Annotated in this window: 16 protein-coding genes; 1 reads left to right on the forward strand and 15 read right to left on the reverse strand. The window is 47.1% G+C overall.

Translation table 11 applies throughout. From position 1 onward, the window contains the following. Positions 1 to 7 precede the first annotated feature (7 nt). The 15 genes from ABIE50_RS29060 to ABIE50_RS29130 form a co-directional block, all read right to left on the reverse strand. The gene (locus tag ABIE50_RS29060; protein ID WP_354028221.1) at positions 8 to 574 is read right to left on the reverse strand and encodes a hypothetical protein; all 567 of its coding nucleotides are present in this window, start codon (positions 572 to 574) and stop codon (positions 8 to 10) included. Continuing rightward, positions 519 to 2339, reverse strand: a complete 1821-nt coding sequence (locus ABIE50_RS29065; RefSeq protein WP_354028222.1) for an ABC transporter permease subunit — start codon at positions 2337 to 2339, stop codon at positions 519 to 521. Before ABIE50_RS29065 ends, ABIE50_RS29060 begins: the two co-directional genes overlap by 56 nt. Before the next feature lie 9 nt (positions 2340 to 2348). Continuing rightward, entirely contained in the window at positions 2349 to 3275 is a 927-nt protein-coding gene (locus ABIE50_RS29070; RefSeq protein ID WP_209862157.1) for an ABC transporter ATP-binding protein, read from the reverse strand. A 14-nt stretch (positions 3276 to 3289) separates the two neighbouring features. After that, positions 3290 to 4276 carry a redoxin domain-containing protein gene (locus tag ABIE50_RS29075; protein ID WP_209862160.1) on the reverse strand — a complete coding sequence of 329 codons (987 nt, stop codon included), beginning with the start codon at positions 4274 to 4276 and terminating at the stop codon, positions 3290 to 3292. An 80-nt stretch (positions 4277 to 4356) separates the two neighbouring features. Then, complete coding sequence (locus tag ABIE50_RS29080; RefSeq protein ID WP_209862163.1) at positions 4357 to 5538, reverse strand: redoxin domain-containing protein; 1182 nt, start codon at positions 5536 to 5538, stop codon at positions 4357 to 4359. A 59-nt stretch (positions 5539 to 5597) separates the two neighbouring features. Next, a complete protein-coding gene (locus ABIE50_RS29085; protein WP_354028223.1) occupies positions 5598 to 7592 on the reverse strand; it encodes a carboxy terminal-processing peptidase in 1995 nt (664 codons plus the stop codon). Between the two features lie 310 nt (positions 7593 to 7902). Continuing rightward, positions 7903 to 9768 (reverse strand): M1 family aminopeptidase, encoded by a 1866-nt coding sequence (locus ABIE50_RS29090; RefSeq protein WP_209862169.1) that lies wholly within the window; start codon positions 9766 to 9768, stop codon positions 7903 to 7905. Positions 9769 to 9897: 129 nt separating this feature from the next. After that, positions 9898 to 10605 carry a hypothetical protein gene (locus tag ABIE50_RS29095; protein ID WP_354028224.1) on the reverse strand — a complete coding sequence of 236 codons (708 nt, stop codon included), beginning with the start codon at positions 10603 to 10605 and terminating at the stop codon, positions 9898 to 9900. A 208-nt stretch (positions 10606 to 10813) separates the two neighbouring features. Continuing rightward, the gene (locus ABIE50_RS29100) at positions 10814 to 12307 is read right to left on the reverse strand and encodes a RagB/SusD family nutrient uptake outer membrane protein (RefSeq protein ID WP_209862175.1); all 1494 of its coding nucleotides are present in this window, start codon (positions 12305 to 12307) and stop codon (positions 10814 to 10816) included. A 23-nt stretch (positions 12308 to 12330) separates the two neighbouring features. After that, entirely contained in the window at positions 12331 to 15948 is a 3618-nt protein-coding gene (locus tag ABIE50_RS29105) for a SusC/RagA family TonB-linked outer membrane protein (RefSeq protein WP_209862177.1), read from the reverse strand. A gap of 115 nt (positions 15949 to 16063) precedes the next feature. Next, the gene (locus ABIE50_RS29110) at positions 16064 to 17191 is read right to left on the reverse strand and encodes a FecR family protein (protein WP_209862180.1); all 1128 of its coding nucleotides are present in this window, start codon (positions 17189 to 17191) and stop codon (positions 16064 to 16066) included. 53 nt (positions 17192 to 17244) lie between these two features. Beyond that, entirely contained in the window at positions 17245 to 17826 is a 582-nt protein-coding gene (locus ABIE50_RS29115) for an RNA polymerase sigma-70 factor (RefSeq protein WP_209862182.1), read from the reverse strand. 211 nt (positions 17827 to 18037) lie between these two features. Beyond that, a complete protein-coding gene (locus ABIE50_RS29120) occupies positions 18038 to 19957 on the reverse strand; it encodes an alpha/beta hydrolase-fold protein (protein ID WP_209862185.1) in 1920 nt (639 codons plus the stop codon). A gap of 274 nt (positions 19958 to 20231) precedes the next feature. Continuing rightward, a complete protein-coding gene (locus ABIE50_RS29125; RefSeq protein ID WP_209862188.1) occupies positions 20232 to 21383 on the reverse strand; it encodes a FecR family protein in 1152 nt (383 codons plus the stop codon). 43 nt (positions 21384 to 21426) lie between these two features. Beyond that, positions 21427 to 21996, reverse strand: coding sequence for an RNA polymerase sigma factor (locus ABIE50_RS29130; protein ID WP_209862191.1), 570 nt, complete (start codon positions 21994 to 21996; stop codon positions 21427 to 21429). 243 nt (positions 21997 to 22239) lie between these two features. On the opposite strand from ABIE50_RS29130, the gene ABIE50_RS29135 reads away from it, so the two are divergent. Then, positions 22240 to 25716 (forward strand): SusC/RagA family TonB-linked outer membrane protein, encoded by a 3477-nt coding sequence (locus ABIE50_RS29135; RefSeq protein ID WP_354028225.1) that lies wholly within the window; start codon positions 22240 to 22242, stop codon positions 25714 to 25716. Positions 25717 to 25737 lie beyond the last annotated feature (21 nt).

The raw sequence follows: 25737 nt of genomic DNA on the forward strand, positions 1-25737 counted from the left end.
TCCCTTTTTATTGTCTTTTACGACGGATCAGTAATATAGTTCCCATTAAGGCAACAAGGGCCGGAATTATCCATACAAATAACACATACACCGTGTTGGCGCCGGTAAGGGTTAACCTCAACAATGCATCGTTAGGTTGCACTTGCGGTCCATAAATAGGAAACGCTTCATAGTTGAGCCAGCAGAACATTTCCCGGCTAACAAAAGTAAAAGCACCTTTCTGACGGACCGTACTTAAAAAGTCGGCATCCCCGCAAACAATGATACGTTGTTCCTTTTCTCCCACCCTGCGGGACGATGCCACAGCAGTGGCGTAGAACGGAGCTTTGGTATCGCCTTCCAGCGGGTTGAACACCGGCGCGGCAGAATCGGTTACCAGGGCTCCTTTTTTAAGCCAGTCTTTTCCCGGCCTGGTGATAAATAATGGTTTCGGCTTAAACCCATTGGTATCAGTGGCAACAACAGACGCGGCTCCGGACATATCAACCGTGAGCACGGTGTCGCCCTCCGCCATTTTTTCATAAAATATTTTCGACACGCCATCCCTGGCCATTTCTCCCATTCGCGCGGTCATTAACGGTTTTTACCATATCAGGCATTTCATATCCCGTTACTTCCACCAGGATACCATCCTCTAACTGTATGCCTGCCTGTTGTAAAACCGGGTTCAGGATATGTTGTTTACCAGGCTCGCTTAATACCATCATATTCCCGCCCTTATTGATGTACTCCGTGATCCGGTCCCGGGTAGGCTGGTCCAGCGCCGTTTTGGGATCGGCCAGTACCAGCATCGATATATCAACAGGTATTTCTTTCCCTGCGGAAATTGTATCCGAATCAAATCCCAGGTTCATCAGCGACTGGCGTTGGTTTTTTGCATGCACCAGCAATTCATATTCCCGCTCTCCTTTCTTATAAATATCCCGTTCAAGGTTACCTGTCAGGAAAGTGATCTTTGGTAATTTAGCCTGCAGTAATCTTTTTAATGCGGCTGCTATCTGCTCATCTTCCGGCCAGAACGGCTGATCATCAAAAGTTCTCAGGAAAGTGCGCTGTCCTTTATACTTTAACTCCATCACTACCCTGTAACCCTCTGAGCTCAGGTCGATCATTTTCCGTATCTCCGCCGGAGGCTTAAATAAAGACAAGGGCTGATCAAAACCGCTTGCTACCTGCTGTGCTATTTCAGGTAAACTTTTTCCCGGCATCGTTCTGTATACCGTGCTATCCTTATCACCTGTATCGTAATAGTATACATAGTTAAATTCAATGTCTGGTTTGAAACGCTGATAACGCTCCCATACTTCAGACAGGTATTCATTCCTGTTCAGAGGGAATCCCTTGGGTGCGCCGCCGCCTAACAGGTTGGTGTACAGCGTTACCTCCAGCTTTCCGTCGCCCAGCTGTTCTATTACCTTTTGTATATTCGGATGCAATGTGTTGTATTTACCGGCAGTAGTATCCCAGTAACCGATAAATGCAGGCCTTGAGCTGAAATAGCCTGCCGCCAGTACGATCACTGTTACTGCTCCATACCTGGCAGCACCTGTTATCCATGATTTTGACTCACGGCCCGATTTCAGCTTAATCAGTGTGAAGGAAATAAACATGAAAATAACCAGTCCGAAATAGATCACATCTTTAGTAGTGATCAGTCCTTTCAGCATCTTTATGGTACGGCCCGAGATAGAGAGAAAATAGGTAAGGTCCCTTACAAAATCATACTTCTGCCATAACCCGCCAATACGGCTCAATACCAGGATCACAATAAAGCTGCCGATAGCGGCTACGATCTGGTAGTTGGTAAGACTGCTCATAAATAAGCCTATCGCGGTGTAAGTGCACACCAGCAGGTAAAAGCCAAGTAAAGCCGACAGCAGCATCCCATAATCCGCATGTTCTATCTGGAAAATTCCCATTACTATAAAAACCGCTATCACTGATACCAGCAACAGGTTGTAAAGCATAATAGCCAGGTACTTTCCCAATACAATTTCCCTGGTTTTCACCGGGGAAGAATATAATAACTTAATAGTGCCATTGTTCACCTCTCGGCTGATGAGTCCCATGGTCAGCAAGGGTATAAACAGGTACAGGTTCTGCAAGGCATTTTTGAAAATGCTATCTCCTGCCATAAATAACTGGGGCGTTAATCCACCCCAACCCTTAAAATTGGGCATGCTTTTCAGGGCAATATCCTGCCACCTGGCAGTGCCTACCAGCGGAGTACAATAATAAACCGCACACTGCACCATAAATGCGACCGTTAAAAACCAGGCTACCGGTGAATAAAACAGGTTCCTCAGTTCCGTCTTCGCAATTTTAAATATCATCTTCATGTATATAAGTTATTGGAGCGATTGATTAGAAAGTTGCTTGAATATGTCGTCGAGCAGGCTCTTGTCGAGCGTGATCTCCTGCAAACGCCATCCGTTTTGTACACTGCTGGCAATAATATGTTCCGTGATCTCCTTGCTGCCGTCGAAATACATGCGGATCTGCCGGTCGCTCAGTATCTCTACCTGGGTAACGCCGGGGATCTCTTTCAGTACAGCAGCCGGCGGCGGGTTCTCCATCCGGACCAGCACACTGCGTGGCTGCACGTAATTATTGAATGCATCCATTGAGTCGGAGAATATCATGCGCCCCCCTTCTATCATTACTACCTCCCGGCATAACAGGTGTATTTCTGACAACACATGTGAAGACAAGAGCACGGTATGTTCTTTCGCAATTTCCCGGATCAGTTTCCTCACTTCAATCAGCTGGTTGGGATCAAGCCCGTTGGTGGGCTCGTCCATCACTACCAGTTTCGGCTTGTGGATAATGGCCTGCGCAATGCCTACACGCTGCCGGTAACCACCGGAAAGATTCCCGATCAAACGCGAACTGAAATGTGCAATACCGCAACGCTCTTTTGCTTCCTCTACAGCCTTTCGCCTGCTTTCCTTTGCGATCAGCCGGAGCTCCGCAGTATAAGTGAGGTATTCATCTACTGTAAGATCTGTATACACCGGGGGATTCTGCGGCAGAAAACCAATATTCTTCTTTGCCTGCTCCGGATGCTCCCTCACATCCACGCCATCAATATAAACATGCCCTTCGGTCTGGTTCAATACCCCGCACATGATATTCATGGTAGTGGACTTACCGGCTCCGTTGGAGCCAAGCAATCCTACTACGCCTGTCTGGTTTATTTCCATGTTGATATCACGTATCGCCCAGGAGGCGCCATACCTGTGAGAAAGGCGTTCAATTTTTAATATACTGCTCATAATACTTAAAGGCTTTATTTCAACAGTTCATCCAGTTTTTTCTCCAGCTGATCTTTCGTGGAATAGTCCAGCGAAGCTGCAATCTTTCCATCTTTCCCTACTACAATAACATGCGGTATATAGTAGATATGCAATAGTTCCTTTACCCCTTTCCCATCTTCAAAAGCCCCGTCTGCCAATGTTTGCGTCCACTCCATTTTTAGTTCATCCATTGCGTCCTGCCATTTCTGCTTATTCGCATCCACAGACACGCTGATGAATTCCACACCTTTCGACCGGTACTTGTTGTAATGTTCCCGCATAGTGGGAATATAAGCCCGGCAAGGCGCACACCAGGATGCCCAGAAATCAAGCACCACTATTTTACCTGCCATCTGTTTAACAGAAAATGCTTTTTCCTTTGTGTCTGTAAGTTTCAGGTTGGGGAAGACAGCGCCCGCCGCGCCTTTTTTAAACGCCGCTATATTCGCCGCCAGTTCCTTCCCGTGCCATGTTTTCCTGGTTTCCGGGCCCAGCAGGTCATACGCGGCCTTTACGTTGGCATATGTTCCTGCCGACTGGCATAGTGCCAGGTAAGCAGATATTCCGCTGTTGGGATTTGCCCGGATATATTCCATAGCCGTTTTATGGCCGGCCAGGTACTCCTGGTATTCATCGTTCAATGCCCCGCCTTTAAAAGAAGCGCCTGATAATGAATCCAGCCGGCCGGAAACAGTATAGGCTGCATTCTCCAGGTACACATAAAATTCACGGGTGCTCACCTTCATCTTCACCAGCGTTGGATGATCCAGTTTACCAGCATAGGTAAATTCACCATTTACAATACGCACTCTCGGTGGCGGTACCGGTGTTTTATCTGCCTCCCGCACTTTTATATATTCTGCAATGGAGATATAACCACTCACTATACCGCTCACATTTCCGCTGATTACAAATCCATCGCTTGCCAGGCAAAGAGCCGGCAAAAGCTGGAGTATCGCTATTTTCAACAGTTGTTTCATAACAGATGCCAAAAGGTAAGGCCGTGCAGCAATACCGGACTGCTGCACGGCCCCTCATTTACAAGATTAACAGAAGGTATTTACGGCAGAAGCTCAGCCAGCTTTTTATCCAGCGCATCACCACCCAGGTTCAATGCGATGATCTTTCCATCAGGGCCAATCAATACGCTCGCCGGGATAGCAGTAACACCATAGGCTTTGGCAGCTTCACTTCCCCATCCTTTCAGGTCAGAAATATGACGCCAGTTCAACTGATGTTTCTCAATACCTTTCACCCAGCCCTCTTTCTTTGAATCAAGGGAAACACCAAGTATCACAAAATTCTTATCCTTGAATTTATCATAGGTGGCTTTCAGCGCAGGCATTCCGGCAATACAGGGTGCGCACCAGCTGGCCCAGAAATCAACCAACACATACTTGCCTTTAAAATCATCCAGGGATACCATTTTACCATCTACATCCGGGAGATTAACAGCAGGAGCCGCTACACCTGTTTTAGGGCTGCCGGCAGCTGCGCCATCGCTTCCTGCGCTGTCATCTGTATGAAGGGCCAATGGAGAAGGATCTATTTTACCTGGATTTTTCCAGCGCATCAGTATACGCGATTGTTTGGCATGTTCTCCAAGAGTAGCATACAGCGCTTCTTTTTCAGCCTCATTCTGAATATATACCGTCAGCAGGTAACCACTTACGCCGGAGTTGGGATGTTTCTTTATCCATTCTTTCAATACACTGGTCTGCGCATTTTTGATAACACTTCCTTCCTTCTCATATTTTTCAGTAGCATCTTCATCTCCTATCAGTTTCGCATCCCAGTATTTTTTTTCCAGCGCCGCCAGCTTCTTCGTATCGGGGTTTTCAGGGGAAGTCAGCGCCATCACTTCCTGCCATTCGCTTACCCACGGAGAACCGGAGTAGGTAAGGTTCCTGAAATCCGCTCCTTTTCCTGTAATATCCATTTTACCATCTTCCATGTACAACACAAGCCCCTTACTCTCATCCATCACAGTACCAACCTGCAGGATATACACACTTCCTCCTTTTGCCATATCATGCTTTATCCGGAAGCTGTGATTTTTAACAATCGCCGAATCCCATTCGCCGGTATATGGTTCCATTAACATCACCATTGAATCGTTTGGCAGATTATCGATCTTACCGGTCACCACTACCTCTTTGGTTTCTTTGGAAGTAGCCGGTTGTTGCGCCAGCGCACTCAGGCTGCCGGTTGTCAGAAAGAAGAGCAAGAATTTCTTTATCATAGTTAAATGCTTTTAGCGTTAATTTTAAATGGTTTATTGCTTCAGAAAAATGCCGGGGCTTACTTCTGGTTGGCCAGTATATCTTCCAATACAGATACTGTTTCATTCAAATAAATATCCTTACTCAATTTCTGCAGCCACTCCGCAGTGTGGGCGGCTTCTACAGGATCTGTTTTCAGCGCGGCAGGATTGGCGCTCCTTGGTATTGATGGCAGCATATGCAGGTAACTTCCTTCTTTCAGCTCCCTGGATTGTTGCATTGTTTTTTCCAGTTGTGCAGTGGCGAGGTAGGACTGACGGAACGCATCTATGTACAGTGGCACCGGTTTTTCACGCAGCTCTTTTAATTGCTGCATGTTGGCGGCGATATCCTTCAACGTTGCATTGTTACGTATACGGTCATATGCCCCCTTAACAACCACATCATAGTTGAATGTAAAAGGCATCCGGTTATAGGCGGTTGCTGCAATGGAATCATATGCCAGCGCAGAAGGATAATCTTTTTCCATTACAGATTCCAGCGACATCCTGTCCTGCAGGATAATATCCGGCGTTACTCCTCTCAGCTGCGTGGAAACACCAGTAATCCGGTAAAACTTCTCTTTGGTAAGCCGCATGCTGCCATAGCTGATATCCGGTATCCCTTTATCAGGATCGCCCATCCTGCCCATATTGGTAACTGTTTGCGCGGTTCCTTTTCCGAATGTGGAACCGGCGCCTACGATCAGGGCGCGACCCCGATCCTGTACAGCTGCCGCGAAGATCTCAGAGGCAGAAGCGCTGTTTTCATCCACCAGCACAGTTAACGGACCTTCATAGAGTGGTGGTGCTGCGGGAGACCAATAGTTCTTTATACTGTCTTTCGATTTGAGCATGGTTACGGGGCCTGTGGGCATAAAACATCCGCTCATTCTTACCACTTCATCCAGGGCGCCTCCTCCATTTCCACGAAGATCCATGACAATACCATCCACTTCGTATTCTTTCAGTTTTGCCACTTCACGGTATACATCCATTGCCGCGCCGGTCAGGAATTGCCCGTTAGGGTCCATGTAGAAGAGCGGCAGGTAAACATAACCGAACGTTTTTCCATCTTTCCCGATCAGTGCACTTTTAGCCCTGTTCTCCATATCAACCAGCTCCTCTCTTTTCAGGGTAACCGTTCTCGCTGCTTCCCCGGGCTGTTGCAGTTTCATGGTTACCGAAGAGCCCTTGTCGCCACGGATCATCGAACTTACCTGGTTGGATTCCCAGCCGCTTACCGGTTTCATATCACCTTTTGCATCTGCAATTGACACGATAATATCATTCTCCTTTACCTGCCCGCTTTTATAGGCAGAACCGCCCCGCATCATCCGCTTGATATAATAATCCGATTCCTTTGTAGCGAGTTCCACACCAATGCCGCAGTAACGTTTGGTGAGCATGTCATTGAATGCCCTGTCATCAGGCGCGGTATATGCTGTATGCGGATCTATTTCCGCTACTGCCACTTCCATATACTGTGCAAACTTTTCATCTGCTGCATTTTTCCCGGTTGCTTTACGGAAATACTCTGCATACCAGTTACGTACTTTTTCGCGTGCCTTTGCTTCCAACGCAGCATCCACACCTTTCCTGTCTTTAACGGTTGCAGCCGTTTTTTCCATTTCCACATAATGACGTAGCGTGTAGTATTTCAGGAGTTTGCGCCAGAGGTCTTCCCTCGCGGCTTCGCTGGCAGGAAAGGGCTGGCCTTTTCTCCATGCCATCACCGATTCTTTTTTCTGCAGGTCAAATGGTTGCTGCAGTACTTTCATACAGATCGCTTCTGCTTCTTTTATGCGTTTGCTATATACTGCGTATGTTGCTTCAAAAAAAGCAGTGGAACCGGCGTTCATCTCATCATCAATCTGGTTCTTATAAACGGCCAGCTTGTTGATATCTCCCTGTAAAAACAGGTTACTGTTGGGATCAAGTGTTTGAAAGGTCTGGTTCCAGACAGCCGCCGAATAAGCGTTATCAACCGGTTTGGGACCGTAGTGCTCTTTGCTGATCCTCTTAAAAAGTGGCATTTACAACCGCACTTCTATAAGCCAATGGATCGCTTGTCACAACCTGCTGCTGGCCTGTTGCCTGAAGTACGGTCAGTGTGGTTACGATAAAAGAAAGAAAATACTTTCTTCCCGCGCATATACTCATGTTGCTGTTAAATTAGTGTGAACAATTGATTTCGATCTCTCTTTTTAATAGGCAACCAGGAAGGGAAAAAGGGTGAATGCCGGGTGCAAAAAATAATCAGATCTTCAATAAAAAAAATGATACCTCCTTTGCGGGGAGGTATCAGTGTTGAGGTACAATAAAACAGGGATATCAGTATATATTTTAAGGGGTGGAAAAAAATGCCGGGGCTTTCCAGGCATTGTTACTTCTATCGATATCCGGTATTTCCTTTCCCGGATCCAGTATTACATTTTCCAATGGAAGGGAGGACGCATAATGAAACGTATGCAACGAGTCTGCCTGCCATACCTGCGCCGGGAAGTGGAGCAGGGTTGATTTCCCGTTGGCTTCCCTTATCTCCACATCAACGGGCATCACCTGTTGTCCCCGGTTGGCTACTGTAACATCCACACCCTGTGCCGGGTCGTTGTTCACATAAACTACTTCCTTTATTGCCTGGTCCGGTTTCCAGTCGTTCAGGAACCAGCCCCGCCAGAACCAGCCCAGGTCTTCTCCTGTTCCATTTTCCATCATGCGGAAAAAATCACCGGGAGTGGGATGTTTAAAAGCCCATTCCCTCATAAAATCCCTGAACACCGGGTCAAATTTTTCTTTGCCTATTACTTTATTTCTCAATAACCAGAGTGCTACTGCCGGTTTAATATACATCACCATGGCCATAATACCGGGGCGCACGGAGGCCGCAGGCGTATTCAGTGCGGGGATACTGATGTTGGCAGATAAACGGTTAATGGCATCGTTTACTTTAAAGGGCTCCTCTCCGCGAAGCGTATCGCAGTTAATTAAATTGATAAAAGTGTTAAGTCCTTCTGCCATCCAGCCGTGTTTACTGTCGGCCGCGATCATGATATTAAACCAGGTATGTCCCAGCTCATGATTTGTTTTTGTCCAGAGTGTATTGCCATAGCCACTTTTCTGGTAGTTAATCACAGCAACTGCGGGCGCAGCCACTCCGGTGATAGAGCCGGCAATGTTTACAGAAGTGGTATAGGGATAAGGCGTCCATAAACCGGCATACATTTCCAGTACGCTTTTCATTTGCCGGGTAATGCGTCTCCATTCGGGGTTGCTCTCCGGCGGATACAGCGCCATTGCCAGTGCGGTACGGCCATTCGGCAGATCTACCTTTACTGCGTCCCAGATAAAAGCAGCCGAAATTCCCCACATCCCATCACCCGCATTACCGGTTACAAAACGCCAGGTACGGCTGCCGCTTTGCTGTGGCAAAGCATCTGTAACTTCGGCTGCAGAACGGATGCTGACAACCGTATCACTTTTCCAGGCATGCCGGTAGCGTGCTAAAAGTTTCGGGGATAGTACTTCTTCAGGATTCTTCAATTCTCCGGTACCCTGTACTGTTAGTCCTGCAGGTACGGTGATACGTATATCCAATGTTCCTGGTTCCACAAAATAACCGCTGGATAACACGTTCCAGCCTTGTACATCGTTGTACACTGCTACCCGTGGGAACACTGACCCCAGCTGGTATACGGCGCCATGCGCGGTATTCAGGATACCCATATAGTCGGAACCGTTATAGGGTAGCTGAAAGTGGTATCCTACCCTGATCACGGTTTTCTTACCGGGTAATAAAGGCGCAGATAACATTACTTTGATATAAGTATCTGTTACCTGGTAAGCGGTTGTTTGCAATGATCTTTTTGTGGGACCGGTTTCCATGGATGTTATCTCGCAACCGGCGGTATATTCCTGTACGCCAAACCGGGTTCCTTTTGCGGGTGTGAGCTGCGCCACGCGGGAATCTTTACGGAAGCGGTTCTGGCCGGCCGCCAGCCATATGTAGGATAATGCCTGTTCACTGTTATTGGTGTAGGTGATTTCTGCCACGCCACTTATTACGCGGCTGGCTGTATCAAAGGATACGGCTACCAGGTAGTTTACCTGGTTTTGCCGGTAACCCGGCCCGGGTCTGCCATCAGGTGTACGTGTATTACCCGCAGAGGAGCTTTCAGGCAATGCAAAAGCGGTGGTTGCATTGTAAACCACCGCTTCATTTGATTGTGCCTTTATTATTGAACAGCAAAAAATAAGGTATCCTGATAATATTATTTTTTTCGGAAGATGACCCTTTAAAAAGTATATCATAGTTGGAAGAAGGCCTGGTAAAAAAACGGATTACAGGTGATTACCGATCGCCTGCAAATCCACTCCATGCTGGGTTTTATAATAGTTGATCAATGCATTATACTTCTCCTGTATTTTTCTGTTCACATCTACGGAAGGGCTCAGGATAGTGGCATCCAGTTCTGCTTTTGTATGACCGGTGATGGCATTGATGTAACAGAGAAAATCCCAGGTTGCAGAAGCGAGACGGCCATTATCCTCTGAGCTTGGAGCCTCGATAATTCCTTTTTCGGGTTGATAGCCGTTAACCAATTGGTAACCTCCGGCAGGGCCCAGTTTCATAAATACATCCGGTATTGCCAATGCGCCGCTTAGTAAGGCCTGTTGAAAATAACACCGGTTCATATATCCTTTCGTTTGCCTGAGCTGATCCGGCGTACGTTGTTGCAACGTACTGTCGGCCCAGCCAATGGCCATCATATTATGACTTGCTGTAAACCCGGAAAGTGACCGGCTGGTATCCGATGGTTTGTTGTTCAGGTTAGTAATTGTATCGAGATGGGCAGCCAGTATAATCCTGAATGGCAGTGTTTTCTTCAGAAACGTTTCCGGGTAAAAATCCAGGCATTGCGTTCTGAAAAAGGTAAGTGTTTGCTGTACATAAGCCGGGTTGGCATTAACAGCCAATGATGAAAGATAGCCGGTAAGGTCGTAGGCAAAATCCTGCTGTGTGAACTTTATACAGTATATAGCTACCATATTTTTTATTAAAAGCAACGATCGAATCATCATAAGGATGATCCCCCTGGGGCAGGGAATAAAAAACAGGCGGATCATTTGGGCTCAATGTCTTTTCCTTACCACAGGAGAACAATCCCCATACAATGAGCAGTAAACAACTGCCGGTGATAGTGCGAACCAGGAAATGGCGCATAAAATTTAAATTATAGATAAGAAGATAATTTAACTATTGTGGTTGCCGGAGACCCGTTATCTGCTGGTTTTGCGGTAACCGGGTATTCCTCTGCAGTACTTCGTTGGGAATAGGAATAACATATTGCGGATCCCTAGCCTCCAGTTTATAGATAACGGTTGTATTCATATCCGGCATAAAAACATGTCTTATCGGAGGCATGCCGTATCTTTTGAGATCAAACCAGCGGTGCGCACACTCCCGAAAAAGTTCGCGGCGCCGTTCCGTGCGGCACATTTGTAACAGCGTATCGGCCGGTTTTATTTCCCAGTTGGTAAAATTATTTCTGTCGATACGCTTTGCACGGAGTGTATTCAAACTCTTCAGCGCTTCAGCGGCAGCACCAACATCTCCCTTTGTTCTATATAGTTGTATATATGCTTCCGCGCGGTTCAGGTATGCTTCAGAGCTCCTCCAGGCAGATCCCATGTTTGTAAGGCCGGCTGCGGGACCGTTCGTTTTTTGGATGCTGTAATCAGGCGTAACCCATTGCTTCAGCCAGTCCGGGGTGATGTTAAAATAAACCTGGCTGCGCAGATCCCCGGCCTCAAAACAGGCGGCCAGGTTCCCGGAGATTTCGTAGGCCAACCCGGTTCCTTTCGGGAATTCCTCGCTCATGCTTCCATAATACCAGATCGTTTCAATATTTCCGGAACCAATCACCGGTTTTGCAGCCGGATCCGGGTCGCCCCAGCCATTCAGCTCCATCAGCTGGGGGTGATAAGACAGCACATAGTCTGCGTTTTCTATCACTTTATTCCACTGTTCCATATACAGGTATACCCTGCTTGCCAGCAGATGCACAGCAACATGGGAAATACGGAACAATTTCTGATCGGACTTCACCTGGCCTAACAGGCTGGAGGCGCTATCCAGGTCGCTGACAATCTGGTTGTATACTTCTTTCACAGAGCTTCTGGCGGGTAATGCTTCCGATAAGTCTGGCGAAAGCATCAGCGGCACGCCGTCCAGTTTATCCGGCGTTGTGGTGGAGTCGTTGTAAGGCTTTGCATATAAATTCACCAGCATAAAATGATAGAATGCTCTCAAAGCATATGCCTCTCCTTTATACATCATTTTTTCCGTTGCGCTGCCTTCTGATTTATCCAGGTATTGCAACGCCACATTGGTACCCAGTATCATCCTGTAATAAGTACGCCATGAATTAAACGCGTCTTTATCCATACTGCCCGCCTCCTGGCAACGGTCTATGAAATCCCGTTGCCATTGAAACGCTGCCGCGTTGGTGGTAACATAATCCTGCAACCCGTCCAATAAAGGACCATTGTAGCATTGCACATCATCGTCCATCAGGGCTATGTACGGTTCAAGTAAGGTAGTTGAAGTAGGATACCCATTTGTATATAGTATTTCACCAAAATCCCTGGTCGTTTTGGGTATTACATCTGTTTGAGACTGTTCCTCCAGGAATTTCTTACAGGAAACCATCCCCAACGCCAGCAAAGCGATAACAAAAATTCTTTTCATGCGCTATATTTTTAGGTACTGGTTTAAAAGTTTACGTTCATGCTAAATCCATACTGCCTGGTAATCGGCAGCGCCGTGGTGCCTACTCCGTCTGTTTCCGGATCCTGGCCATGCAGCTTCCTGCTGGCAACCGTGAATGCATTCCTTACAAACAGGCCTACTGCCATCCCCTTCACACCGGAATGGCCTAAAACCTTAGCCGGAACTGAGTAGTTGAACGATAAATTCCTGCAACGGAGAAAGCTGCTGCTAACTACCCTCAGATCAGATTTGTCATAGGCGTCATACGCATAAAGTACAGGCGAAGTAGATACAGCTGTTCCTGCAATAATAATTGGCAGTTCTATCTGGGCCCCTCCCCCGTATTGATCCACAATCGCCGGAATGTTTGTTTTTGTTTCATCGCCGGGTTTGCGCCACCTGTCTGAAAATGCCTTGTTGGCGTTATCGAATGGATTAGGCACGCCTATGCCATTTGAGCCTTGATTAAACAAAGGATTCAGGCGTTTATGCCCGCCCAGTGCGTAAAAAAAGTCCCCGCTCACCGAAAAATTCTTATACCTGAAATTGGAAGAAAAGCTGCCATTTATCGTAGGATATATATGACCGGAATACACCAGGAAGTCGGCCGGATCATTTGTCTTTTCTTTCGCATTCACGTAATTAAATGTTGGCATTCCACTTTTTGAATCAAGCCCCTTGTAAGAGAAAGAATAAAAGGCAGATCTTGGCTTGCCCGGGATGAGGGCCTCTCCGCTGAGATAGGTCAGATAATCGTTCCGGGAATCTGTTTCGTCCACTTCATTGCGATTCCAGCTATTGATAAAGCGAAGTGATAAACTGGTATTTTTCCTGCGGATAACTTCTACATTCATGACCAGTTCCAGGCCACGGTTCAGGGCAATCCCTGCATTCTCATACATGATGTCCATTCCGTATTCAAAAGCAATCTGCCGGGAACTGATAAGGTCTACGCTTTTCTTCAGATAGTAGTCTATGTTCAGGTTAAGCCTTCTGTCAAATACCGATACGTCTGCACCGAAATTCCACTGGTATGTTTTCTCCCATCTCAGGTCTGGATACGGTAAAGATTTGATACCCAGGTAAGGTACACCGGTAATAGGATCTATGTTCCCGCTCCGCTGGTAGGAGGCAATAAGTTCCGGTCCAACCGCGCCCACTACGTTCCCCTGTGTACCAAAAGAAGCTCTCAATACCACACCACTCAGCAGCCGGCTGTTTTTCATAAAGTTTTCATTATCCAGGTTCCACCTGGCGGATAAACCATAGTTGGGTAAAAATTTTGCATTGGAATATTGTCCAAACCGGTTGGAACCATCTGTACGGATAGTTCCTGTTATCACATACTTATTATTCAGGCTGTAAATAGCATTTCCGTACATGGATACTACATTACTCACGGTATTGGTGATAGCATGCCGGCTGAAGTATTGCCGGCTGAATTCGCTGGCAAAAAATTGCTGTCCCCTGTCGGGGAAATAGCCGGGCTCCGTGGAAGATGCTCCTTTCATTTGTGTGGATGTGATCTGGTTACCGGCAGTTAATATTACCTGGTCCCTGCCGCTGAACAGATCCATAGTATATATCAGATCATTACGGGTATCAACTTTTAATGAATTCATATTACCTATGGTAGCTAATCCCCCGTAAGGTATTTTAGACTGCGCCGCCTGGATGTCGGTAGGTGTAAAATCAATATTCCATCCGCGGATGGCGGAGATGATATTACTTTTATCGTAAGCGGCCGACATTTGCTCTGAAGCATCCATTACTATATTGGAGGCATTCGTGAATTGCAGCCCTTTTAAAATTTTATAACTGAGGGTAACAGCCGCCGTCATAGACCTGGAGCTTCCATGGTTTTCAGACGACGCTATTTCATTCAGCATATTATAGGTGATAGGCGGCGGCGCCGGGTACTGGTTAAAGTCATTGGACCCGGATACAGGGTAAACCGCAGCGGGCGAAATAGCCCGGTTCGTTTTCAATGCGTATGTCAGCGGGTTTATGCCTCCATAATATCCCTGGGATTTCCCATAACTTCCCGTCAGCCTGAGGTCTACGGATAATTTTGTACTGGCTTCCGAGTGCACAGACAAATCAGCTGTATATCTTTTATTTCCATCCTGCTGAGCTGCCCCGTTGTTATCTGAATAACTCACCGAACCATAGTAAGTGGTTTTGCCTACTCCTCCGCTCATACTAACGGAATGGGTCATGCCAAAAGAATTCCTGAATAATACTTTGAACCAGTCCGTATTATTGGTTTCCAGCTTTGCAACGGCTGTTCTGAATTGCTCTGCTGTTATTGTCCTGGCGTATAAAGCCTGTAACAGCCCTTCATAGGAAATATTTTCCCTGAAAGCATTATAGCTTCCGTTATAAAGCGTTTTATCCTCCACCATTTCCCGTGAGAATGCCACCCTTTCTTTTGAGTTCATCAATGCAAGATTATTGTAAGAAGGGCGTTGCTGGAAAGAGAAGTTCGTGTTATAGTTTACCTGCATGGGGCCTGCCTTTCCTCTTTTCGTGGTAACTACAATTACTCCATTGGCCGCACGTACGCCATAAATGGCGGTGGCGGCAGCGTCTTTGAGAAAAGTAATGCTCTCTATATCATATGGATTAACACCACTCACCGCGCCGCCTATCAGGGAATAGTCTCCACTCTGCCCGTCGGTGATGGCAGTATTGAGTTGGGTAGCAGATATATCTACCGGATCAGGACGAACCACATTGTCTATCACCCACAGTGGGCTGGCATTTCCCACGAAGGTGGAAGTACCTCTCATTCGGATGGTAGGCCTGGCATTTACGCTGCCGGAACTGTTAATCACCATTAAGCCAGGTACCTTTCCCTGCAACATCTGGTCTACAGAAGTAACGCCCGGTTCAATCACATCTTTGGCATCGAGCTTAAAAATTGCAGCAGTCGCCATTTTCGCATCTATCTTCTGATACCCGTTTACCACTACTTCCTGGATGGCCTGGGTAATGGTATCCATTTTTATAATCACCAGATCCCCTCCGCTTCTCGTTACTTTGTGAAAAACTGTTTTCATTCCCACCATGGAAATACGCAGCTGGTCATTTTCATTGGCAGCCAGTGAAAAAAGACCATCCTTTGCTGTCACCGTTCCTTCCCGGGAATTTATCGCCTGTACGGTAGCTCCTGCCAATGGGCTACCGGAGGCAACTACCTGCCCCAATACGATCATCATCACCTTGCTGTCTTGCGCAATCGTTTTATTCTGCGGTAAAATAACGACCCCTCCCAGTTCCAACTGGAATGTGAGGGAAGTATTAGCTAATACCAGCCGCAGTAATTCACCCAGTGTGGTTGATTTTACGTTCACTGTAACAGCAGGTTGTTTGCGGATAATATCCAGGTTGTAGGTAAACCTTACATCCGTGATCCCGCGGATCTCTTTCAGGACCTTCAACAGGGGCTGCCCTTCCGAATGATAGGAGGGCACATGTCTGTTCAGCAGGTTCTCATCCTGGTCCTGCGCAGTAGCAGTAGCCGCTATTAGTAACAGCAACAGGAACAGTCCCGGTAAGCGCATGGCAAAACCCTGCAACACCTTCCTGGCGGAAGGGAAGCCTAACAATTTTTTCATTTTGGTCTGATATTAAAGTTACTTCCGGCTGCATACCACCGGAATAGTTTCTGACAGCATTACCTGCTGCAGCATTTCTACATACATTATTTATTTCTCATGTTCCTGTTATACGCTAGCGGCTTATATATACCATTCTACCTTGCACACGGAATTTTACATCTCCGACGGTGAGGTGGATCCTGTTTAATACATCCTGTAAATTGGCTGGTTGTTGCATATCCAGTGTAAAGCTTAATGCGGCAAGCGATGCATCCTCGAATTTAAAATCATAATCATAGTTGCGCCCCAGGCTGGTGGTGATGTCTGATAACGGCGCATCTTCAAAGTAAATATTGTTATCCTTCCAGGCGGTATAAATCCTGATATCCACCTGTTTCTTTATTAAAGCACCCGATGTTTCGTTATATAAAGACTGCTCTCCCGGCGATAATATAATACTGTTACTTTCCGGTCCTACACGGACTTTCCCCGATGTGAGCGTGGTTTTTACGGAGGAGGTTTCGTAGGTATTCACGTTGAAAGTAGTGCCCAATACCTGTATATCCATTTTGGTTGTATGTACCAGAAATGGCTGCCGGGGATTAGCGGCTACTTCAAAAAAAGCCTCTCCTTCTACCGATACCTCCCTGGATTTCCCGTTAAAGGCCGTAGGGTAAATCAACCTGCTATCAGCATTTATCGATACCACGGTACCATCTGACAGTTTCACACTGATCCTGTTGCCCCGTGGCACCAGCAGCGTATCCATTGTGATGTTTTTCTCCTTTCCGTTCGCCGCATCGTACACGATACTGAGACTGTTCGCCTTTACCTGCACCCCATTCCCATATTGCAGGGTTTGCGATACACTGTCGAGCACAATCCTTTTACCGTTGCCAAGCAGTTGTACACGTCCGGATGGCCTCATATCTGCCTGTGCGATAGCAGTTGGCTGATGGGCAGCCTCTTTTTTCCAGAAGCGCAACCCTGCAGTGATTACAACGGCCAGCACTGCTGCCGCCGCGGCTATTTCCCAGGCGGGCTTCCACCATACTATCTTTGGCTTGTGGATATCGCGGGCCGCAGTAAACCGTTGCCAGCCTTCCTCCACAGGAAATTTATCGTGCGTAGCAAGCCGCTGTTGAATTTCCCTGGATTCTTTCAGCATGGCTTCCTCCTCTGCAGTCAATGGCTCCGTATTGGTGCCCTCTAATGCAGCCAGCAGCTTGTCCCAATTTATGTCCTTATCTGATGTGTCCATAACTTATCCGTATTAAAGGCAACCAGGTTTTAAAAACGGGTGAAGGCGAATGATCAATTTTTTAAAAAAAATAAAATAGAGACGAGTTTTATCATCCAGTCACATTCCTTTCTCAGGTATTGATAGGCCAGCTTGATCTGTGTTTTTACTGTATTTATGGAGATATTTAACTGGTCGGCTATATCCTTATATTTAAATCCATCACGGTTACTCATCAGAAATATCTGCCTGCGCTGGGCTGGTAAGCGCTCTATTGCCGCCCAGAGGGATGCATCCCTGCCGGCCAGCTGCTCGGCATCCTCTTCCTCCGGTTGCTTCGCCATATGCTCCAGCGCTTCCGGTTCATCGAAAGAAATTTTACCGGCTCTTTTTATGTAATTGATACTGGCATTCCGGACAGCACGGATGGCATAGCTCCTGAAATTCTGCGTAATCCGGATCACGTCCCGCTTATCCCAGCAATAAAGAAAGAAATCCTGCACTACATCCTTGGCTGCGTCCTCATCCTCCAGCATATGGCAGGCAGTGGCACACAAAAAGGTATAGTGGAGCCGGAACAGCTCTTCAAATGAAGCCGGATCTATTGACTTTGGTTGATTCATATCCACTTTGGCGCCTCTGTAATTAGTTCGCACAAAGTAAACAAAAATTTGTACTAATAATTAGTATCGGTATTACCACCCGGTGGAACACTGATCAGCAGCCGCTAGAAGCCAGGCGTTATGCCCCTCATAGTATCGGCACAGGTAAGGAAGGATATCCGGAAAAAATAGAAACGCTGTCCCCGGGAAGGATATAAAATTGCGGCAAGGCATCCGGCAAAATAATGCCGGCGCTTTCCGGCAGTTATTTAAAAAGCAGCTGTGCAAAATTAAACAGGTTGTTCCGCCATACCGGCCAGGCATGGCCGCCAGGGTATTCGCTATAGTTGTGCTTAATGTTCAGCTCATCCAGTTTTGCCAGCATCAGCTGACAGTTCTTGTAGGCAATATCTTCTTTTCCTCCCATAGAAATCCAGAGCGTTTTCAAATTGTTGTTAATCATAGCCGCATGGGTTTTCATAAAATCATACTGCGCCCCTGCAATATTATTTTGCATAGGCTGTATCCATCCCGAGCTGAATACCCCCAGGGAAGAAAACATATCCGTGTTCCTGATGCCCGTATAAAGCGTATGTATGCCTCCCATAGATAAACCGGCCAATGCCCTTTTCTTTGCAGAAGTGTCTGCACGGTAATTTTTTTCCACCAGCGGAATAATAACCTCTTTTAGCTCTGCTTCAAATGTTTTCAACGGAGATTCGCTGAAAGCAGTGCCGCCAACATTCGCATCGGGCATTACCACCAGCATAGGCCCCGCTTTCCCTGAGGCGATCAGGTTATCCATGATCAGATCCGTTTTACCTTGCATGGCCCATCCCGTTTCGTCTTCGCCGCCACCGTGCAAAATATAGAGTACAGGATATTTCTCGTTGACATTTGCCTCGTAACCCGGCGGAACATAGATACACAGCTGCCGCCATGAACCGGTAACCCTTGAGAAGTATTTCCTGGTCCGGATCTCTCCATGCGGCACATCCCTTAATGCGTAATAATTACCGCCGGCAAACGGTATTTCAATACCGCTTGCCATTCTTCCCATGCCGTAAAAGGTTTCACTGGCGGGATCTGCAACTGCTACATCGTCTATCAGCAGGGAATAATAATGAAATCCTTCGCTTATGGAATCCGTTGTTGCTGTCCATACACCGGTGCTGTCTTTCACCATGTCATACTTGCGGCCCAGGTCAACCTGGACCTTCCGCGCTTCGGGCGCTTTGATGTGGAAAACAACCCGGTGGTCGGCCAATACCTGTGGATACTTTGCATTGCGCACATTGGTTTCAGCAGGTGCGCCCTCTACGGGGTATTTTGAGAACGTAGCAGTATCCACCGGTTTAAATATCAGCTGGGAAAACATAAACAACCCGTTTTTCCATACCTTAAAGTCGTGTACGCCAGGCTCAATGTAATAGATATGCGGCACATTGTTTTTTTGCAGGTAATCATGTGTACGTTTGCTGAAGGAAATTAACCCGTCGCTGGCGCCGCAGGAGATCCAGAGCAGTTTTATTTTCTGTCTTGCTGCTGCAGGATCCGGTACCAGCTGTTCCGGTGCTTTCGTATTCGGAGCAGACGAAAAGCCGCCTATCCAGGCAAACGTATCCAGGTTACCCAGCCCAAAGTTCAGCGACTGCCCTCCTCCCATCGACAAGCCGGCAATGGCTCTGTGTTCCCTGTCTGTGTAAACGGGATATTTCTTTTGTATATAGGGAATAAGGTCATTCAACAGATCTTTTTCAAAAGTGGCAAACGCCTGCACTTTGTCGGGAGCCATGATATTGCCGGTAGCCCGGTCGTCTTTCATAGCCCTTCCGTTAGGCATAACAACGATCATTGGCTCAATTTTTCCCCCGGCATACAGGTTATCCAGCACTACCTGTGGCGTACCGCCTTTCAGCCATTCCATTTCGTCGCCGCCAATGCCATGCAACAGGTATAACACCGGGTATTTATTCTTCTTTGAAAATCCCGGTGGCAAATATATCAGCGCTTTACGCGGATTGCCCACTGTTGCCGAGTTATAGGTGATGGTATCAATGCGGCCATGCGGTATATCAGCACGCAATGCGTCAAAACCGGGAGGCGCATGCTCAATAATACCTTGTGTAAAAGCGGTTATAGTAAACAATAGAAGAAAGGTAAGATTAGATACTATCTTTTTCATGTGGAATGGATTTTTTACTGCTGTAAATGCCGCGCTGGCTAATGCCTGCTGGTAAAACAAAAATACAGGAACCTGCTTTTAAGCAATGGCTTATTTGTCGAAATTGATAGTATAATTGTCTTACAGACGCTAATTTAATACGGTAAGAAATAATTAAGCGATGATACAATGCTTTTAAGACCAGGTGGCGGTACAAACAAAAAAACATGCATCCTTTATCAGGGATGCAGGTAAACCGGTTCCCTTTTAAAGGAAGATTTTAAGCAGGCATTGCTCAAAGGATCTGGAGCACGCTCCCTGTTAGCTGATACTTAATATCCGTGGTCTTCGACAAATTATCCATAAACTCCGGCAACCCGTCTTTTTTGGTGAGCACGCCGCTTACCGTAATTCCTTCTGCCTCCGGTGTATTAAATTGTACGGTCACATCAAACAGGCGCCTGATTACAATGGCAATTTCTTTTAGCGGGGTATTCCTGAAATAATATTTCCCTTCCAGCCATGCAAGCGTATTCCGCGCATTAAACCCGTCGATCCTGAAACCATTGCCCTGTTGGGGGTTGTAGATGGCTTCATATCCGGGTGACAGCTGCACGCTTTGATTACCTGTTTTACTTTTCAGGGACACTTTGCCCGATGAAAGCGAGAGCCGGGGACTGTTGCTGCTGTAGGTATTGATATTAAATGCGGTGCCCAGCACATCAACAGAAAACTGCCCTGTATGCACAATAAAAGGATGGTTAACATCTTTATGAACGGAAAAATACGCTTCCCCGCTTACAAACACTTCCCGGGTACGCCCGTTGAACGACACCGGGAACCTGATTTCAGACATGGCGTTCAGCCATATTTCTGTACTGTCCGGCAATGTAAGCTTGTAATCTTTCCCGGCGGGCACCTGCAGCAGGTTCATCGCTGTAGGGGCATCGGCGCTGGCCGACTCATATTGCAAACTTTTGGGCGATACTCTCATCTGTGCAGAGCCGATGCTGAGCAACGACGACTGGGTGGTATCAGAAAGATTAACTGTTTGCCCGTTAGCCATCTGCAGGATAATACTATTGCCCGGCGCGGTGTGTTTTACAGCAGCAACAGGATGTTGCGCCTGTTCCCGGGAAAAGAAAAAAAACAGGTATGCAGCGCTTCCGAGCAGCAGCAATAAACCGGCAGCTACCCGGTACAGTACCTTCGTATTATTCTTCTTAAAGAGATGCTTTCTTTCTTCCCACAACTGTGATTCGTTCAGCTGTTGCAGGTATTGCCGGGCGGCAGGATCATTGAGCTGATGCTGCAGGCGGGCGAACATATCTTTTAACGCCGGATCGGCGGCCATAAGCTCCTGCAGCGCATGGTCGTCTTCCCCGGAAATGCTCCCGGACAGCTTTTCCAGCATTAATTGATCAATATATTGCTTATCAGAGGTCATTGATAGTAAACTTAATGAGAGAAGTAATCGCTTACAGTACATTTCATTCCGATACCGGCGGATGCAGTTTGCTACGCAGTGTTTTAACAGCTATTTTAAGATGGGTTTTCAGTGAATTGATGCTGATCCCCATATTGTCGGCCACTTCATGATATTTTTTCTGCTGCATATATACAAGCGTAAATGCCCGCTGGCGCTGGGCCGGAAGCTCGTTCAGCAATTCATGCAGCTGCCGGTGCAGTTGTTCCTGCGCGCTCCATCTGTCGTCTGTGTCCTTTTCCGGTATGCACAGCTCATCAACTGTTTCCGCATATCTCTCAATCTTTCTCAGCGCCCTTTGTTTCACCTTATGGTAATCATTAATCTGGTTACGGACAGCAGTGAGCAGGTAACTTTTAAGACAGCCTTTTATATTCCGGTACAACTTCTTTTCCCACATACTGCTCAATACTAACTGAACAAGATCGTCTGCCGCCACCGCATCGCTGGTGCCGAGATATGCTTTGGTCCACATCAGCCGGTAATACTTCTTAAAAATAACCTCAAAGGCGTCACCGGCATTTCCTGTTTTTAATAATGTAAGTATAACTTCATCTCCCGGATATTCAGGCATAAAAATACTTTTTAGGCTGGTTGATTAGATAACGCGGATAATATTCGTTTGGGACATTGAAGTTAAATATAAGGCGTTTGTATGATAAAATGTTAATTTGACAATTATTAATTTTTTTAAGCAAGCGGGATAACGGTTTTCTCATTCACCCATTTTCCAAATATGTCGTCTTAGTATAGTGCACCACAAAAATTAAGCACTTATAGTCACCACGTTACAGTCATTGTCAACCAAACAAGGAAAATGAAAAGAAGTATCCCGTTATTGAATACTGGCCGGCGCTCTTTTGCCGGGCCCAGGGCGTTTATCGCCGCTTTTTTGCTCTTTTTTTTAGGTTTTACTGCGCGAAGTCAGAATATTCCTGCATCCACAGTGTCTATCAAAGGAAATAATATGACGCTGGAGAGTATTTTCCAGGCGATTGAAAAACAAACAGACCTCACCTTTTTCTACAGCGACGACCTGCTGAAAAGTGAAGTGATCAGCGGCCCCATTGATTATACAAATACCCGGGTAGCCACTGTGCTGAACGAAGTGCTGAAAGGCCGCAATTTGTTGTATGAACTGAAGAAAAACGTGGTGCTGATCAAACGGGGCAGGAACCCTGTCGCCGGGGAGGGCAATCCTGCTGAAAAAAAGAGCGCCGCGCAGGAACGGCAGGTTTCAGGCCGGGTGCTCGCCGAAGATACCCGGTCGCCCCTGCCCATGGCAACAGTAATGCTCAAAGGAACCACCACCGGCGCTAAAACAGACCAGGACGGGCACTTCAAATTAAAAATTACGGGCGACAATAAAATACTGGTAGTACAATACATAGGTTATGTGTCAAGGGAAATACCCGTAAAAAATGACGTGGGCAATTACGAGATATTGCTTTCCCCCCGGGACAATACCATTAAAGACGTGGTGGTGGTAGCTTACGGCACCCAGAAGAAATCCAGTATGGTGAGTTCTATTACCGCCATTGAGCCCAGGGAATTGAAGGGGCCTACCGGGAACCTCACCACTATGCTGGCCGGCAGGATCCCCGGGGTGATCTCCTATCAGCGGAGCGGCGAGCCTGGCGCCGACAATGCGCAGTTCTTTGTAAGGGGCGTAGGCACCTTTGGCGCCGGGAAAGTAGATCCCCTTATCTTAATTGATAATATAGAATCATCTTCCAGGGACCTTGCCAGGTTGCAGCCGGATGATATCGCTGGTTTTTCTGTTTTGAAAGATGCCACGGCTTCCTCGTTGTACGGGGCCAGGGGCGCCAACGGGGTGATACTGGTAACTACCAAAACCGGCAACCTCGGAAAGATGCGCTTCAATTTCCGCATGGAAAACTCTACTTCTGCCAACACCCAGAATTTTAAACTGGCAGATAATGTTACCTACATGAAACTCGCCAATGAAGCGGTGCTAACCAGGAACCCGCTGGGCGTATTACCATATTCACAAAATAAAATTGACCATACTGCCGCAGGAGACGATCCCTTATTATATCCCAACAACAACTGGATACAGCAGCTGATCAAGGACCGCACTACCAATCAACGTTTTAATATCAATGCCAGCGGGGGCTCAGACAAGGCAAAGTACTACCTGGCCATGACCTATAATATTGATAATGGTATCCTCAAGGAAAACAAACTGAATAATTTCAGCAATAACATCAAGCTCCGCTCCTATTCCATCTTATCAAACGTTACTTTAAACCTTACCAAAACAACAGAAGCACTGGTAAGCCTTAAAGGGCAGTTCGACGATTATAACGGCCCCATTGGAGGCGGCGCCGCTACTTTTTATAATGCCATCTGGAGCAACCCGGTGGCGTTTCCGGCAGTATACCCTTCAAATCTTCTGCCCTATGCCAAACACCCGCTGTTCGGAAACGCCCTGATACCGGGCGGCGGCGGGTTATATGTGAATCCATATGCCCAATCACTTTCGGGGTTCCAGGCCACCAATACCAGCACGCTTACCGCGCAGCTCAGTTTGCGCCAGGACCTGGAAGCCATCACACCCGGGCTTTCTGCCAGGATGATGGCGTATACCGGCCGGTATGCAAATTTTGCAGTATCCAGGCAGTATAGTCCTTATTATTACCAGTCGAGCGCAGTGGACGGAAAATTTACCGGCCTTACCCTCATCAACGATGGTAACGTGGGCAGCGTTGGCCCAACGCCCACAGAATATCTCACCTATGCGCCCGGCGATAAAAATGTAAATACCACTACCTATGCCGAAGCCGCTGTAAACTATTCCAGGATCTTCAACAAGGTACACAACGTAGGAGGTATGCTGATAGGCACCATCAGGAATTACCTTACCGGTAATGCTTCCAGCCTGCAGCTTTCCCTGCCTGCCCGCAACCAGGGCATATCCGGCAGGTTTACCTATGGATATGATGACCGTTACCTTTTCGAATTCAACTTCGGGTACAACGGCTCTGAAAGGTTTGCCGCCAACCACCGGTTTGGCTTTTTCCCCTCAGTGGGAGGAGGCTGGATCGTATCCAATGAAAAATTCTTTAAGCCGCTGGCCAATACCGTTGACCAGCTGAAATTCAGGTTCACTTACGGACTGGTGGGCAACGACCAGATAGGCAGTGCTACCGACCGTTTCTTTTATCTCTCGGATGTTAATTTAAATGGCAATGCAGCAGGATACTTCGGTACCAACTTCACCTACAACCGCCCTACCGTAGCCATCAACCGCTATGAGAACCGTGACATCACCTGGGAGCTGTCTAAACAAACCAATATCGGGATGGACCTCACCATATTTAAAAACCTTACCATCACCGTAGATGCCTATGAGCAAAACCGCAGCAATATCCTCATGGTAAGAAACACTGTGCCCAGCTCAATGGGCCTGCAGGCAAACATTTCTTCCAATGCAGGAAAGGCCTACAGCCGGGGAGTTGACCTCGTGGCCGACTACCGTAAAACATTTAATAATTCACTATGGGTGCAGGCACGCGGTACCCTTACCTATGCCAAAAGTAAACTGCTGGTAAACGAAGAACCACAATACGCGGAAAACAACCGGAACCTGTCTAAGGTAGGTAACTCGCTGGGGCAGATCTATGGCCTGATCGCAGAGAAACTGTTTATTGACCAGGCAGAAGTAAATAACTCCCCCGTGCAATATGGCAGCATCATGGGAGGAGATATTAAATACCGGGATGTGAACGGAGATGGAAAAATTACTGATGCCGATTATGTGCCGATCGGGTATCCTACCACACCGGAAATTATATATGGTTTCGGCTTTTCTGTTGGATATAAGAATTTTGACCTGAGCACTTTTTTCCAGGGCTCCGCCAGGTCTTCTTTTATCATTAACGCCGCCAATACTACTCCTTTCTATCTCAACGGCGGCAACCAGAATGGCTTGCTGCAGGTGATCGCCGACAGCCACTGGTCGGAAGACAACCGCGATTCCTATGCTTTCTGGCCCAGGTTAAGCAACACCATCTCTGCAAATAATACACAAACATCTACCTGGTGGTTAAGGGATGGTTCCTTTTTACGTATGAAATCAGCAGAGATCGGGTATAACCTTACCGGCAATATTTTGAAGAAACTACGCCTGACCAGCGGGCGCATTTATGCCAATGGATTGAATTTATTCAGCATCAGCGCCTTTAAACTATGGGACCCCGAAATGGGCGCATCCGGGTTGGGATACCCGGTTCAGCGGGTGTATAACATCGGGGTAGCGGTTGGTTTCTAACATTCAAATAAAGCATTAATT

Origin of the sequence: Chitinophaga sp. OAE865, assembly GCF_040546735.1 — a bacterium.
Classification (GTDB): Bacteria; Bacteroidota; Bacteroidia; order Chitinophagales; family Chitinophagaceae; genus Chitinophaga; species Chitinophaga polysaccharea_A.